The organism is Mesorhizobium amorphae CCNWGS0123 (assembly GCF_001686985.1).
GTDB lineage: Bacteria > Pseudomonadota > Alphaproteobacteria > Rhizobiales > Rhizobiaceae > Mesorhizobium > Mesorhizobium amorphae.
This window is the reverse complement of the sequence record NZ_CP015318.1, coordinates 6049975-6064768: the sequence shown is the minus strand read 5'-3', so window position 1 is coordinate 6064768 and position 14794 is coordinate 6049975. Positions and strand designations below refer to the sequence as shown.

The window sequence follows — 14794 nt, the reverse complement described above, 5'->3', positions numbered from 1 at the left end:
CCCTTTTTACACCGCCGGAGAGGCCGAAGCCCTACAGGGGCGGTGGACCACTCTATGTGCGTCCGGCCGGCAACGTAGACCCTAAGCTTATTTAAACTCGCCGTTTCGGCTATAGGAATCAGCCAGCGTGAACATTTCCTTTGGCTTCACCTGTTCCGAAAAATCGCGAAATTGATCGCGATAGCCCTTAACGTAGTCGTTCGGAGGCATGTGCTGCTTTTGAGGTTCATTGATGCTAAATTTTAGAACCTTTACCCCCTTATATTCGTGCTTCGCGTAGCTGTCGACTTGCTCGGCGAGAAGCTGATTAAAAAATAACCCAATGTCGTTCTGCATGATTACATTATCACTTTGAGACAATATCATTGTGTAATAGTATATAATCGCCGCCGCGTTCAATCCTTGAATATTCTGCATTGCGTGCTGCTGAAGCAGCATATTTCTTTCATCTAGGGTTGAATTTAAATTATCTATCGACGCAGATGACTGATGCACGAGACCAATCAACATTGGTATTTCGTCTATAAGAGAAAGAAGCTCGGCCTGTTGCGGTAGCTCGGACTTCGGGATTTTGGTAAGGCCTTGGAACATAGCAGGCAAATTGGAACTTGATTCGATGATTTGATGTATATCTCGGGATATCACAGGCGGCCGAAGGGTCTCCGCATCCTGAGCGAGCGGAACTGACATCTGTATCTTAAAATTTATTAGAGTTTCGATATTCGCTGCGCACGACGCCATGATATGCTTTGCACACGCAAGCCGTCGCATACGATCAGTATTTTGCTCTTTGCGTTCGTCGTATCGGATCTCAAGTCTGTGGATCAAAATTGAGAGCCCGAAACCAATGACAACGCCGATGACAGTAGATCCCACGTCCGAGATGAATTGCCACCAGTCGAAGCTCGAAGCTGCGTTCATAAAAGGCCCTGCTGTTGCGCGGTGATATTGCTTGAACGGCAGGAGGAAAGGAAGGGCGCAGACGGGATAAACAAATGAAGAGAGCGCCCCGTATGGGCGCTCCTTTGTTTACGACGGGTCCGATCTCAAGCTGCGTCGCGCCTGATCTCCTGGTCGTCAGACCATTCGACAAAGATCGCTTCGTTGTTGGTAGTGCGCCTTGGCCGCGCTGGTGATGGTCGGTCTGGTCGCGGCGAACTTTGCATGGGCGTCATCGATCGTCGCCAGAAAGCCATTGATGATGCAGAGCGCCGCCCGTTGTGCCGATCGCTTGTCGGCGTCGAGCGGTGCGACCAGTTCGCGCTTGCCGATGATCCCACGAAGTTCGAGCGGCACCGTGACGCGGACGACATATCGGCCGCGTTGGAAATGGACGTATTTCATGGTGCTGGTGAACCCCGTTTGTAGCAGGCGTTGTAGCACCATTTGGGGCTGAAGTCCTTGCAACACAAGGGTTTTCTTGGGGAATCAAAGCCTTAAGGCAAGGCTGGCGGAGAGAGCGTCCGTCCGCCGCACTCTCGCCCAGTTCCGCCGAGTTCCGAAAGCTCAATAAAACCATCACGATAGCAGCCCGGATCGTTCCGAATAGGTCTGCCCAATTCCGGCCAAATCCAATGCTTGTTTGTGGGTTGGATTGTAGGTACATTCCGTCATGTGGAAGCGCATGTTGCTGGGGTGGACCTGATGCCGAGGACAATCAACAAACTGAGCGCCATCGAGGTGGCGAAGAAAACCAAGCCGGGCACGTATGGTGATGGGGGCGGGCTATATCTGCAAGTCGCCAAGAGCACTTCGAAGGTGGCCGAGGAAGGGGACGTCACCAAGTCCTGGCTGTTCCGCTTCATGCTCGCCGGCAAGGCCCGATACATGGGGCTGGGTGACGTCCAGACCTTCAACCTGAAAGAGGCGCGGGAAAGGGCGAGGGCCGCACGGCAACTGGTTACGGACGGCAAAGACCCAATCGAGGACCGTCGCGAGCGCACCGCTGCTCTCCGAGCGGACGATGCTAAGCGTGTCACGTTCAAGCAGGCATCCGAGCGCTACATCGCGGCCCACTCGGCGGGGTGGAAGAATGCGAAGCATGCGGAGCAGTGGAAGAACACACTTGAGACCTACGCTTGGCCGGTCATCGGCGATCTGCCGGTGGCGAAGGTCGAGACCGCTCACATCACGCAAATTCTTGAGCCGATCTGGACAACGAAGACGGAGACGGCCAGCCGAGTCCGGGGCCGCGTCGAGATGGTGTTGGATTGGGCGAAGGCCCGCCACTATCGCAGCGGCGACAATCCGGCCCGGTGGCGCGGCCACCTCGACAAGCTCCTACCGGCCCGGTCGAAGGTTGCAAAGGTCGAACATCACGCGGCGATGCCCTACGCCGAGTTGCCCGCGTTCATGAAGCGGCTCCGGGCGATGGACAGCATCTCAGCCCGCGCGCTTGAGTTCACGATCCTGACCGCCGTGCGGACGGGCGAGGCTATCGGTGCGACCGAGGGCGAGTTCGATTTCGAGAAGAAACTCTGGACCATCCCTGCCGAGCGCATGAAGGCAGACCGTGCGCACCGCGTACCGCTGTCAGATCGCTCGATCGCCATTCTGAAGGCGCTGCCGCGAGAGGCCGGCAGCCCTTACATGTTCGCGGGCGCACGACCCAAGAAGCCGCTCAGCAACATGGCGATGCTGGAACTGCTGCGCGGCATGAAGGGGATAGAGGGCCTGACCGTTCACGGCTTCCGCTCCACATTCCGCGATTGGGCAGCGGAACGTTCAAACTTCCCTCGCGAAATCGCGGAGGCCGCATTGGCTCACGTGCTGTCGGATAAAACCGAGGCCGCGTATCAGCGCGGCGATATGCTCGACAAGCGTCGTCGGCTGATGACCGCATGGGCAGGATATTGCGGCACGGCGCCAACACCGAACCGAGTCAGCGCATAAGTTTGCGATAATTGATATACGTGCTTGATCCCGCGCGTTGGTTCTTATCGACCATTGTGCCGCGAATGGTATGATGATTGGGTGCTCCTCGGTGAGGGAGGGGCGCGCCTGTGCGGATCGATCGTTTTCAGCTTTCTAACTACAGCAGCTTTTCAGATACTGGTCCGGTCGATTTGAAACCGGGGATCAACATTATTGTCGGTGAGAACAACGCCGGCAAGAGCGCCATTCTCCGTTCGCTATTCCAACTCGGCAATTCTCCTCATAGGAGCCCGCGCGAATTTCGACCTGAACGGCTAGGTTATTCGCATCTTGAGTTAGATGTATCAATTGGTGGGGAAGACATAAAGAGCTCATGGCTTAAGCATCTTTCGAGCGTATATTGGGAAATCGCGTCCGCTGACGTTTCATCTGCACAAAGAATGATGGACGAATTTCTATCTTCACCGTCAAATAATTTGAAAATTCAAAAGCAAGGAAATGCACAGCCAATATGGAACCTCCCGTTCAAGTTTAAGCCGAATTCAACTGAGACGAGAGTTTTATTTGGTACGAACTCTGGAAGAATAAGTTATATACCTGGTCGAATTAGTGCTGACAATACACACGATCTGGTAAATTCAGTTTGGCAAGACTACGTTTTTATGTTCGACGCTCAGCGTTTTGGCTTAGGGCGCTCGGAGTTTGGCTATCCGGATCGTCTCAATAGCTCGGCGGATAATTTGCCGGCGGTGCTCAATCGAATTCAGGGCGAGCGTGCGGCAGTTTTCGCAAGGCTGGTAGCCCACATCCGAGAGATCTTCTCTACGATCCGCAACCTGAGCGTCCGCCCAACAGAGCAGAACGATCTAGAAATCTTGGTATGGCCAATAGACGAGCAGGAGCATCCAGAATTAAGCGTTGGTCTGAACAATTCCGGCACCGGAGTCGCCCAAGCCATTGCCATCCTAACAGTCGCGATGACCCTCGACGAGGCAGTTATCATTATCGACGAGATAAGCAGCTTCTTACATCCTGCTGCGGCTAAAACTCTCTTACGAATTCTTCAGACAAACTATCCGCAACATCAATATATTATTTCCACTCACTCGCCCGAGGTTCTAAGCGCGAGTTCACCATCGACTGTTCATTTTGTTCGAAAGTCAGGTTTTGAATCCTCGATCTCACCGGTCGATCTCGGCAGGTTGGAGGATTTACGCCAGGTGACGGGCCAGCTTGGAATCTCGATGACCGACGTTTTCGCAGTCGATCGAATTATCTGGATCGAAGGTCCGACCGAGGAACTATGTTTTCCCTACATTTATACAAATTCCGTTGGCCCAATGCCGCGCTCAACAATGTTCGTGCCGGTGATTGCCACCGGAGATTTTAGCCAAACAGGAACACGACTGGAGTTGGTACTGGAAATATATAATCGCCTTAGCAGCGCAGCTGCGCCTCTGGTCAAATCCGTGACCTTCGGCTTCGATTCCGAGGACCTGTCAGAGCGCAATAAAGAGGATTTGTTGCGGCGATCAGGTGGGCATGTCCATTTGCTCCCGCGCCGGCACTTCGAGTGCTATCTAATAGAATCGGCTGCAATCGCCACGCTGGTGGTTGCGCACGTTCCGGGCCTACAGTTTGACGAGTTGCACAAGCGGATTGAAGAACGCCTCGTCGCGCTGGGCGGCGAAAAAGAATTCAAAGCTGCCGACATTTTCAAGGGCAATTTGTCCGATCCGCAGTGGCTTGCCAAAGTCGACGCGGCCAAACTTATCAAGCGGGTGTGTTCAGAAGTAAGCGAACAACGCTTCGAATTTGCGAAGAAGGTTCACTCTCTTGAATTGCTGAAAACCCGAATGGCTAGCGTGACAGGCAAGGAGGACCTTGCGGAGTTGATTGCCTACGTCAGCGTCCTAGTCGACGGCTCTAAGGATCGGCCTGCTGTTTAATCGGATGTACTAGAAATTCGCACAAAATTTGCGAGGGACATGGTGCGGGGGATGCCGGGGGGCGGCATCAGCGAAACCCCTCCGCGCGGCGAAAAGAACGAGGGGGGTGGGGGGTCAAAAGCCATACGTATTCAATCGCCCGCAAATGCCCGACAACGCGCGCCCGGATTGGGCCGGTTATCCGGTGCGCCATGACGTGAACGCGCGTCCACGGCCCGCCCCACGGCCACGTCGCACACGGTCGCCCGGTCCGCCATCCACCACGATCCGCGCCCGCCCGCGATGGGCCATATCCCAGGCCTCCGATCCGCTACGCAGCCGCACTTTGCGTGTTCAAAAAACCCCTCCGAAATGCCCGCGTCGGAAGCCCGGAAATCCGGGCGTTTCCGCAGCCCAATTTTGCGTTCAAAAACCATTTGTTTTTCGCACAAAAGCGCTTGACTGCCACACACCAGTGGAGCGACATTCATTGAGTAAATTCAGTCACTTAACGCGGTTCAGCCGCACCATCGAACGGAGATACACCTATGCAAGTCATGCGCACGTTTTCACATCGCGAGTTTGGCCATCTGGGCGAGGCAACCTTGGCCGTCGAAAAAGGTAAATGGACGCTCGACGGCCAAGCCCTTCCAGACGCCTCGGTTGAGTACCTCATGGGCTTCGCGCTCCAGTCCCTTCAGGACGCATACGCGGGCGCGAAAAGCCAGGAGGCGGCCAGCGCCGCTTTCGACGCCAAACGCAAACGGCTGATCGAGGGGGCCATTGGGCGAACGGCTGGCCCAGCCGAAGAACCGCACGTTCGGTTTATCCGCCAGATGGTCCGCAATGCGCTCAGCCCCGACAATAAGGCCCGGTATGAGCAGACCGACGCGAAAGACCGGAACAAGTTCCTCATGGGGCTTTTCACAGGGCTTCCCACCACGAGACGCGACCGTCTCGACGCCCAAGCCCGGACTGCCCATGAGGCATCGCTTGCCGCGAAAGCCGCGACCGAGTTCGAACTGACCATCTAACGGCGCATCGCCAACGTTCTGCTGGGCGGCTCGCGAAAAGCGCGCCGTCTAGTTGAACGCTAGGCTCATGTCGAAAGGGCGAACGCTATGAGGGCCGCACTCTACCTTCGCGTATCCACAGACCAGCAAACCACCGACCGACAAGAGCGCGAACTGCGGGAGGTCGCGGGCCGCACCGGCTGGAGCATTGTCGAGGTCTACCGCGACCACGGCGTTAGCGGGGCGAAGGGGCGGGACAAGCGCCCCGCCTTCGACGCCCTCTGCAAAGACGCCGCCCGCCGGCGCTTCGACGTCGTGATGACGTGGAGCGTCGACCGGCTGGGCCGCTCCCTCCAGGGCCTCGTTGCCTTTCTCTCGGACCTTCACGCCCTCCGCGTCGACCTTTTCCTCCACCAGCAGGGCATCGACACGACCACCCCGGCTGGGAAGGCCATGTTTCAGATGATGGGTGTTTTCGCTGAATTCGAGCGCGCGATGATCAGCGAGCGCGTCAAATCGGGGCTCAACACGGCCCGAGCGAAGGGCAAGAAGCTGGGCCGACCTCGCGTCTCCAAGGCGACGGAGGAGGCGATTGCCCGCGACCACGGAAGCGTCCGCGCCTTGGCGGCTAAGCATCGCGTGAGCGTCGGCACTATCCAGCGGATCAAGCACCAAGCCAGGGGCGAACCCTCGCCATGACAAGCAGGCTATTTCACCCGCGCTGCTAGTACGCTACAAAACAAGCGGGAGGGGTGAAGGATGAAGATATTTGCCAGTTGGTCCGGGGAACAAAGTCGGCTGGTAGCCGGCGCGCTCAAGGCTTGGCTGCCCAATGTTTTACAAGCCGCAGATGTTTTCATGTCGTCCCACGATATTGCGTCTGGAGATCGTGGCCTCAACGCCCTGGCCTCCAACCTGAGTGAGCGCGGATTTGGCATCGTCGTCTTGACGGAGACCAACTTCAAAGCGCCGTGGGTTCTTTTCGAGGCCGGAGCGCTGTCAAACACTCTGCCTGGAAGAGTTGCGCCTATACTCTGCGATATGCCGGCCTTGGCTCTCGTTCAAAGCCCTCTCAATCAATTTCAGCACAATAAGTTCGACCGAAGCGGCATCCTGAAATTGGTCAAAGACATAAATGCTGCATCGCCAACACCTATCGATGAAGGGCGGTTGAGCGGAGCCTTCGAAAAATGGTGGCCCGATCTTGAATCAGAGTATCGGAAAATCCCTGTTGATAAGCAGGCGGAGCCAAAAGCCAATGGTCCACGAGCCGAGGAAAAGGACAACATTCAGGCCGCTCTGGCGCAAATTATGATTGCTCAATCGCAGCAATCACGGGCGCAGAATGATCTCCGGGCGATGTTGGTAAAAGCCCTCAACATTGATGATGCCCATTTCAGGTTTGGCAGCTCTGGCAACCCGCCGCTCAATTTGATGGCCCTTGCCGAAGAACTTACACGGCAATCGGGGCTGCAGCCTAGTGCAAATGATCCAGCCTCTACGGATGGTAGCGTGCCTCGTTCTCCTATCGTTGAGCCTCGACGGGCAAAATTTTGAAGGCCGCATTTCGCGGCCTCCGCTCGGGCCCAAACCCCATACGTCAATCACTCTGCGTCAGGCTGCTTTGTAGGTCCGAAGAACGACATGGTTCTCTAAGGCATCGCCGAAGGCTCGCATTAGCGCGATTGTGTGGTTGGTGATTTCGGCAAGATCTGGGAGGGCTACAAGGGTGTCCTCTCCATGAGCGATTGCATTCCGGCGCCTGAGAAGGACGACGTCAATGAACGTAGCCTGCTCAGAGAACGGCTGCGCGTGTACGCCGCACACTAGACAGATGTCGGTGAAGACGTCGAAGTTCAGATTGGCCTTGGTATTGATCAAATCCTCGTTGACTCGGCTGAAACGGCGGTCTGAAGAGTTGAGTATCTCGTCAATCAGGTCGCAGCGCTCAGCGATGCTGACTTTTGAAATCGTCAGCGCAGCCAGCCGGGGCAGAAAGTAGTTCCGAAAGAACTGCCTGTCGAGCTCGCCGTACTGAAAGCGTCTCAGCGCGACGTGTTCGAGATATTTCCTTGCCGAAAACCTGACATAGCCCTCCCAATGCGCATAGCAAATCGTGACCAACGCGCGCAGGAGAACCCGCTGGAGATTGTTGTCCCCGCGCGTGATCGCGGCCTTCAGGTCTGAGATCTCTTTAATGCGCCAGTTGCGGTCCTCCGTGATTTGCGCTGAGAAGTCGGCCACCGTGTACGGCTTGCTCATGGACGGAACCACGCCTCACCGAATGGGACGGTCCGCTGAATGCGGATAGTGCCTCGCAGGCCGGGGGAAGTGAAGTTTGCACTCTGCGGCTGCGACCAAAACTCCTGCATCCTCGTCCGTACGAACGCCTGGGCCTCCTCCGGGCCGAGCGCCTGGATAGCGTCGAGGTTCTTCGCGACACCAACCGCGATCCCTTCAAGTCCTACAAGACCAACTTTCCCCACATAGCCGCCGTTCTGGAACCTGCGGAGGGCATTTCCGCCTGCGATCTCGTCAAGCAGCTGGAAAGTCCGGCTGATCTGGTCAGTCGCGAGTGCGTGGTTTCCAGCCTGCGCGAGGCTTACGATGCCTTCGTCGATGTACTCCTCCACGTCGAGCCGACCGTCATATGGAACGTTCGTGTGGACAAGGAAGCGAACGGCCATTTCCATGTGGCGCTGTCTCTCTGCCTGATCCTCACTGACTGATGTCACAGTGCGGAACGGCAGTTGTTCGGCGGCAGCCTTCACTGCTCGGAAGTAGTCGCCGTTGATCATCAGCATGATGCAGTTGCGAAGCTCCTGAGAGTTCGCCTGAGTGCCTCCGGCATTCAGCCGCTGGAAAAGGTCGTACTTAGTCTGGTCGTCGCTGGGGCGCTTCAGAATTTCGACCCCGAGCCTTCCGCGGCGAATGGCAAGCTGCTGAGCTCGATCAACAGGGCGCTGCTCGTCTAACGGGACCTCTGGAATGCGGTCGGACGGCTCCCAGACCGCATTGTGGAGCGAGGGCAAGTACTTCGTGGCTTCGAGGACGGACGGAGAATGCTGGCCTCCTTCTGGGTTGCGGAGGCGTCCCATAAACTCAAGGATTGTCGAGATGCGCTGAAGCCCGTCGATCAGTTCCCAACTGCCGTCTTCTTTCTCGAACACAAAGATTGAAGGCAAAGGGATACCGAGAAGCAAAGACTCGATCAGCTTGGACTTCTGCCCGATGTCCCATCGGAACAGCCGCTGGAATTCCGGGTCGATGATGATCTCCCGGGTTTCATACATGCTGACGATTTCGCCAATCGACATCTGGTAGGCGTCCGTGCGGACGAGGCGCTGTGCCTTTTCAATTTCTTCAGAAAGCATTTCCTTGCATCCTTTTGGCTGATTTTGCCTCTACCACGATGTTCACCCTTCAACGACTATACTTCGTCCTCGCCCGCTACAATTTGCACACGATTCGATTTTTGGCGGCTGGGCGAGATTCGATGGGAGAGAAGCGTGGTGTGGCGAGATGGATAGATCGCTACCAGTGCGCCGATATTGTCAGCCGGACTGGTCGGGGCTGCCCTTCTTCGAAAGGTCCGGCAGGCGCATTTTGTGCTTGGCGAGATCTTCCTGGTCGATCCAGCTAACGACCACTTCGTCGCCCTCGAAAGTTATGAACGCTCGGCCAAGCGGTTTTTGGCCGGCCTTCAGCTGCTCGTTCATCGCGCGTGACAATTCAGCTGCATTGACTGCAAAGCGCGAAAGGTCGATCGCGATCTTTTCGGTGTCAGGCTCACGGATGACGAGGGCCGTTCCCCAATGCGAATCTGGAACGGCAATTCCTACGACGAGTGAAGCGCGTGGACCGGCTTGGTTAAGGGCCCTTGCCAATGCCTCACTTACGTTCGCAACGGGAGCCGCCTCCTTTCGCTTCAGTGCCGACTTTGCGAGTTCATAAATATCGTCCGCGACGCGTTTTCCGGTGGTCGTACCGAGGGACACCAGAAAGGCAGTTGCCGCTGTGCCAAACGCCCACCAGAGGGGAGCGTTTCCAATGAGCTGGATGACCTTCTCCGGGTCAAGCGACTTTGTGAAGAAGTACTGCGGCGGCCCGATATTCAGATACGGGCGCAGTTGCGCTTGCAGTTCGGAGGCATCATGCGAGTTGAAACTGGACGGCAGCGTTAGACCGATTTCTTCAGCCTCCTCGGATTTCATTGAGACTGACGCCTTCCCAGCAGCTGCAAAAGTTCGATGTGCTGTGGTTCAAGCCGGACCACCCATGTGTTCCCTTGCTGTTTGTCTAAGTGGAAGTGCCAATTTCCCTGACCTGGGGAAGGCCCGCTCACCGCGATTGTATCACCGTCATTCTCCAACACGTGAAGGACGATTTCGCCGCTGGTCATTTCGACAACAAGCATGTCAGTTTCAAAGAGCGGCGTAAGTGACTTCTCGAAGACAATCGTCATACCGTCTTGGAGCGACTTAGCGTCCGTTTCACCGTGAATGATCCGCCCTATACGAAGGATTTCCGACATCAGAGTTCCCCTGCAAGCTCTTCATGCGTGGCCATCACTGATTATCAGACTTCCGCCCACTTCGGCCAACTCTTAGTCGGCAATGCTCGAATTGTGTATAGCCCTTGCTTTTTCCAACCGCGCCCCAAACCCATCCACCTCAACCGGCCCGCAACAGAAACTGCGCCTAGTTCACCGCCTTCCGCTTCGCCTCCGCCCTCACCCGCGCCGCTTCCAATCGCAGGCCGAGCCCCTCCATTGGGTCCGCCCCCTTCGTCGTCCCCGGCGATACACGCCGCGCCTCGACCTTGCGAATGAGTTCAAGGGCCTTCAACTGCAAGCCGACGTCCGAGTTGGGGTCTTCGGCCACGCCCATGAGAAACCGGTAGGTGAGGTCGAAGACTTCGGGAGGCGCTTCGTATTCGATGATCGCTCGCGCAGCAGCGATGGACCGCGCCACGGGCACCTCCGGTGAGGTCATGATGTCCAGCAGCTTTCGCAGCGCCGGGCTGATTTCGGGTTCAGTCATTTCTTCCTCGTTTTGGGCGACCTGCCTCCGCCAAGCGGTAGATGTGGTAGCGGGGCGGTAGCGACTTAAATTGTTGTTTTTGAACGACTTCTACCGCTTCTACCGGTTCTACCGGTCCATTTACCATTGTTGGGTTGTGATATATCACGCCGGAAAGTCTATAGGCGCTACCGGTAGCGACCGGTTACACCGGTAGCGCGCGCAAGAGCCATATCACCCGCTCAACTTCAGAGCCGCTTTCCAAGCCCTTCACGTTAGCGCCATCGAGCCGGAGGACCTTCGGCCCGCTCCAGCCAAGCTTACGCATGCAATCGCCCAGGCGCCGGTAGTCGGCCATCCGCGCTTGGCGCATATCTATGTTCATGATCTTCTCGAAGACCGTTTGAGTGGATATCCGAAGCTCGCCTTCCGCAACTTTCGCATACGCGGGCAAGGCGCTCAGCAGCACGTCCTCCCACGGGTCGCCCGCCACCCTCTCAGCCTGTCGTTCCTCAGCAGCAGCCCAAAGCCTTTCCGGGATCGAAATCGGATCGGGGGCCTCGCGTTCCGCCATCGCAGCCTCGGCCCAAAGCTGGGGCATGTCTTCAGCCAGCCCCTTCAGATCAATCTTGCCCACCGTCACCGGCCAGAACCTCCGGTTCCCGGTCACATCGCGGAGGTACTGAGAGTCATTTGTCGTGCCCACGAAAATACACCGGCGGGGCATCTCTTCCACCGAGCGCTGGAACGCCCCCCGCGCTCGGTCGTACTGCTTCGATACGAACTGTTTTACTCCCCTAATCTCCGCGCGGGCTAGCCCGGCCAGTTCCGGCAGTTCCACAATCCACTTCCCTTGGAGCAGTTCTTGCTGCTCCTTGTAGCTCACGCCGATAACGATCTCGTCCGAGAAGAAATCTTCGCCCCCGGCCATGATCTTAAGTACGCTCGACTTACCGCGCCCCTGCGGTCCCTCAAGCACCAGCACGCAGTCGAACTTGCATCCGGGGCGGCGCGCCCTCCGAACGCCCGCGATCAAGACCGCTCGCCCAAACGCCCGGTTCAGCTCGTTGTCTTCCGCTCCGAGATACACGCTCACCCATGTGTCGATCCTCGACACCCCATCCCACTGCGGAGCATCGATGTAGTCGAGCACCGGGTTGAAGGAGTTCTCTTGTGCCAGAAGGCGGATCGCATCCCGCGTGTGTGTGGGCTCTGGATCGAACCCAAGCGTCTGGATCACCGCCCTCCGAACATGCAGAACGATGTCCTCCATCGTCACGCCGAGCCGCCCTTCCAAGCCCTCGCAGATGACCTTTTGCCGGAACTCATCAAACCGAAACACGACCCCGAGTTTCCGTATCGCCATCACCGCATTATCCAGCGAAGCCACAATCCCACTGGGATTTCTCACCCGGCTAAGTTCCGCCGAGCCTTCCTCCGTCTTGGCCGGGGCGGGGACTGCGGACGCCTGCTGCTTCCGGGTCAGTTGCTCCGCGAACATCTTCACCAGCGGCCCGTTGCCGCCCCCCGTCGGCTTTTCTTGCCCGCGCTCAAACGCGCTCCACTCCGCCTCGGCCTCCGCCGTCAGCGCCGCCATATCCTCCTCCGTGAGCGGCCCCACCACTTCCCAATCCAAAGTCTCCGCTTTCATCACTTCGCGCACTGGCCCAATCTCCTCTGTTCCCTTTCAAGCATCACGCCCAATCCCCGCAGAAGCAGTTCCCGCGCTCGCTCCGTCCTCGGCAATTGAATGGTCTCCACGAGTTCCAGCGCCTCGAAGATCGCCTCCCACGCTGTCACGAACGCCGGATCAACCAGCGGATCGGGCGGTCTGCGCTGCTTAGCTCGCGCCTTTTCAAATGAAATCACATCACCCATTTCCGAACTCCGTCAGGTTGCCAGCACGATCCAGAAAATTACGATCAGGGGAAAAAGCGAACGCCCCGCGCGGAGCTGATATGGCTTTTCGATTAAATCGATTCGCCATACCCTTCGGCTGTCGGTTGCGGTGCGGGGCGCTCCCATCTCAATGGACTCGGGGAATGAGATGGCCCATCCCTCGACGCTCCAATTCTCGCGCAGCCAGAAATCTTATGCGGGCTTCCGTCGCTAAGAGTTCGGGGCTCGGCTCGATGCCCATGGCCCGCATCGAGGTGCTGGACGCCCGCCATCGTTCGAACTCTGGCATTTGCATCATCTCGGCCACCCACTCCCGGCAGCGCGCAGTGATGAACTGGCGGAACTTCATCTCGACATCGGGGTGATAATCGGAAAGCAGCATGAGTGCTCTCATGATCACCACCAGATTGTCTGGGCGGAGATGAGCCATGACTTGATCTGCGAAGTCGTGCCTGCCGTCAGGGGAGAACTTCAGGTCACGGAGGATCGCTTGAACCTCCGCGACCTTGTTCCGCCGACGCTTTGTCTTAGGGCGTGGCATCGTGCTTCCTCGCTTTGACGAAGACCGGCAGCAGGTATGCCGCAAGCCACGGATAGGATCGGACGAGGGGGGCGAACTCGTCGGGCGCATCCGGCGCGAGCGCCAGAAGTTCCCCCGCCACCCTTTCGGCTTCGGTCTGCCGCCGCTGATCCCGCTCATGGGCTTGCTGCTGCTCGCTTCGCCACGGTTCTTTGGCGAACGACGCGATTTCGTTCCTGTTCTGCGCGCCCTCATGCAAATCCTTGTCTGAGACGAAGTCGACAAAGGACTCGTAGTATTTGCTGCGCGGAGGCGGCGGGGGCGTCGGGGCCTGCGTCGCAGGGGCGATGCCCTTCTTGAGGGCGGTGAAGGATGTTTCGTCCATGTTCGTTTCTCCTTACGCTGCTGCGGTGTCGCGTTCCGCGATTTTGCGTTCCTGCCATCGCTGAATCTCATCGGCATCCCAGGCTACGGCGGTCAGGCCGATCTTCAGCGGCTTCGGGAACCGGCCAGCTTTGATCAACTCATAAAGTGTTGACACGCTGAGGCCGGTTCGTGTAAGAACTTCTGGTCTCCTGATAAATGTAGTCATTGTCGTCTCCGTGCGGACCCCATGTCCGGACGGATGATTGTGCGTCCGTGTCCCATCGTAGTCAATGGAAATCGAAAAGCCATACTTTGGATGCTTGGAAGTATATTTTCTGATAGCTAGGTGAAAGCCGTATATTGAACCTTGCGCAATAGACATACTTAAAACTGATCGAAAAATACTCTAGACAGGAGTCGACTAGTAGAATTTGCAAGCCGGGAGTCGCGCGGTGCTATTCGACACTCTTACGAGTTGGTGCGCGGGAAGGAGTCGCGAGGGACGGGTTTGGTCGGGAGTCAGTGTGTCCGTCACTGGCGAGCGCGTGACCGGATTGCTGTCGAGAACGTTCGCCGCGCGTTGAGCACCGGGGGCCAATCGGCCCGCATCTTCGGCTGTGGCAACGGCCGCACCGGCAGCTGTTGGTATGGCTGTTACACGTTGTGTATTAGCCATACTTTGAACTACCGCCGCTTCTTCCCCCGGCAGCAATGCGGCATGGGCGCCACCCAAAAATCCACCTAGGACTGTTCTAAGGAGGGCTTTAGCCCTGGCCCACCGAGTCCGCCGCCCGATGGCCTGGGGTGCATAAGATAGGAAAATAATCCCATGTGGGTAGAAATGTGGGTCGAAACAACCATTTCCGGTTAAAGTGTTGATTTTATTGTGTTAATTGACATAAATGGCGGAGAGAGCGGGATTCGAACCCGCGTTACGGTCTCCCGTAAACACACTTTCCAGGCGTGCGCCTTCAACCACTCGGCCACCTCTCCGTCCTTGCATGGCGCGCCGGCCGGTTTTGCCGCGCGGGTTGGGGACATGCATTCCCTTGGGGGCGGAACCTCCGCGTCGTGGGCGCCGTCAACCGCGGGCAACCCTTCCCTGCACCTGAAGCCGTCGAAGCAACAGGCGCGGGGCTCATCTAGTCGATCCCGCGGCGAATGCCAAGCCAT

17 protein-coding genes and 1 tRNA gene are annotated in these 14794 nt (G+C 57.3%); 5 read left to right on the top strand and 13 right to left on the bottom strand.

What is annotated here, in order from left to right:
* Window positions 1–87: 87 nt before the first annotated feature.
* Entirely contained in the window at window positions 88–921 is an 834-nt protein-coding gene (locus A6B35_RS28535; RefSeq protein ID WP_006203197.1) for a hypothetical protein, read from the bottom strand.
* Between the two features lie 156 nt (window positions 922–1077).
* Window positions 1078–1386 carry a DUF6538 domain-containing protein gene (locus tag A6B35_RS28530; protein WP_139032224.1) on the bottom strand — a complete coding sequence of 103 codons (309 nt, stop codon included), beginning with the start codon at window positions 1384–1386 and terminating at the stop codon, window positions 1078–1080.
* Between the two features lie 258 nt (window positions 1387–1644).
* On the opposite strand from A6B35_RS28530, the gene A6B35_RS28525 reads away from it, so the two are divergent.
* From A6B35_RS28525 to A6B35_RS28505, 5 genes are all read left to right on the top strand, one after another.
* Window positions 1645–2892, top strand: coding sequence for a tyrosine-type recombinase/integrase (locus A6B35_RS28525; protein ID WP_040583058.1), 1248 nt, complete (start codon window positions 1645–1647; stop codon window positions 2890–2892).
* 110 nt (window positions 2893–3002) lie between these two features.
* Complete coding sequence (locus tag A6B35_RS28520) at window positions 3003–4823, top strand: AAA family ATPase (RefSeq protein ID WP_139032223.1); 1821 nt, start codon at window positions 3003–3005, stop codon at window positions 4821–4823.
* A gap of 527 nt (window positions 4824–5350) precedes the next feature.
* A complete protein-coding gene (locus A6B35_RS28515) occupies window positions 5351–5836 on the top strand; it encodes a hypothetical protein (RefSeq protein ID WP_006203192.1) in 486 nt (161 codons plus the stop codon).
* An 87-nt stretch (window positions 5837–5923) separates the two neighbouring features.
* Entirely contained in the window at window positions 5924–6514 is a 591-nt protein-coding gene (locus A6B35_RS28510) for a recombinase family protein (protein WP_006203190.1), read from the top strand.
* A 60-nt stretch (window positions 6515–6574) separates the two neighbouring features.
* Window positions 6575–7372 (top strand): toll/interleukin-1 receptor domain-containing protein, encoded by a 798-nt coding sequence (locus A6B35_RS28505; protein WP_006203189.1) that lies wholly within the window; start codon window positions 6575–6577, stop codon window positions 7370–7372.
* A gap of 57 nt (window positions 7373–7429) precedes the next feature.
* Here A6B35_RS28505 and A6B35_RS28500 read toward each other — a convergent pair whose 3' ends face one another.
* From A6B35_RS28500 to A6B35_RS28450, 11 genes are all read right to left on the bottom strand, one after another.
* Entirely contained in the window at window positions 7430–8077 is a 648-nt protein-coding gene (locus A6B35_RS28500) for an MAE_28990/MAE_18760 family HEPN-like nuclease (protein ID WP_006203187.1), read from the bottom strand.
* Window positions 8074–9189, bottom strand: coding sequence for a DUF262 domain-containing protein (locus A6B35_RS28495; protein ID WP_006203186.1), 1116 nt, complete (start codon window positions 9187–9189; stop codon window positions 8074–8076). The genes A6B35_RS28500 and A6B35_RS28495 overlap by 4 nt, the downstream gene beginning before the upstream one ends.
* A gap of 180 nt (window positions 9190–9369) precedes the next feature.
* The gene (locus A6B35_RS28490; RefSeq protein ID WP_006203185.1) at window positions 9370–10029 is read right to left on the bottom strand and encodes a hypothetical protein; all 660 of its coding nucleotides are present in this window, start codon (window positions 10027–10029) and stop codon (window positions 9370–9372) included.
* Window positions 10026–10349, bottom strand: a complete 324-nt coding sequence (locus A6B35_RS28485) for a hypothetical protein (RefSeq protein WP_006203184.1) — start codon at window positions 10347–10349, stop codon at window positions 10026–10028. Before A6B35_RS28485 ends, A6B35_RS28490 begins: the two co-directional genes overlap by 4 nt.
* Before the next feature lie 166 nt (window positions 10350–10515).
* Window positions 10516–10857: a hypothetical protein gene (locus tag A6B35_RS28480; protein WP_006203183.1), complete on the bottom strand. Its 342-nt coding sequence runs from the start codon at window positions 10855–10857 to the stop codon at window positions 10516–10518.
* Window positions 10858–11041: 184 nt separating this feature from the next.
* Window positions 11042–12499: a virulence-associated E family protein gene (locus tag A6B35_RS28475; protein ID WP_100084792.1), complete on the bottom strand. Its 1458-nt coding sequence runs from the start codon at window positions 12497–12499 to the stop codon at window positions 11042–11044.
* The gene (locus A6B35_RS28470) at window positions 12487–12714 is read right to left on the bottom strand and encodes a hypothetical protein (RefSeq protein ID WP_006203181.1); all 228 of its coding nucleotides are present in this window, start codon (window positions 12712–12714) and stop codon (window positions 12487–12489) included. The genes A6B35_RS28475 and A6B35_RS28470 overlap by 13 nt, the downstream gene beginning before the upstream one ends.
* 148 nt (window positions 12715–12862) lie before the next feature.
* The gene (locus tag A6B35_RS35775; protein ID WP_139032222.1) at window positions 12863–13117 is read right to left on the bottom strand and encodes a hypothetical protein; all 255 of its coding nucleotides are present in this window, start codon (window positions 13115–13117) and stop codon (window positions 12863–12865) included.
* A gap of 145 nt (window positions 13118–13262) precedes the next feature.
* Window positions 13263–13640, bottom strand: coding sequence for a hypothetical protein (locus A6B35_RS36455; protein WP_006203179.1), 378 nt, complete (start codon window positions 13638–13640; stop codon window positions 13263–13265).
* Window positions 13641–13652: 12 nt separating this feature from the next.
* Complete coding sequence (locus A6B35_RS28455; protein WP_040583052.1) at window positions 13653–13847, bottom strand: helix-turn-helix transcriptional regulator; 195 nt, start codon at window positions 13845–13847, stop codon at window positions 13653–13655.
* A 677-nt stretch (window positions 13848–14524) separates the two neighbouring features.
* Window positions 14525–14614 (bottom strand) — tRNA-Ser (locus tag A6B35_RS28450).
* Between the last annotated feature and the right edge of the window lie 180 nt (window positions 14615–14794).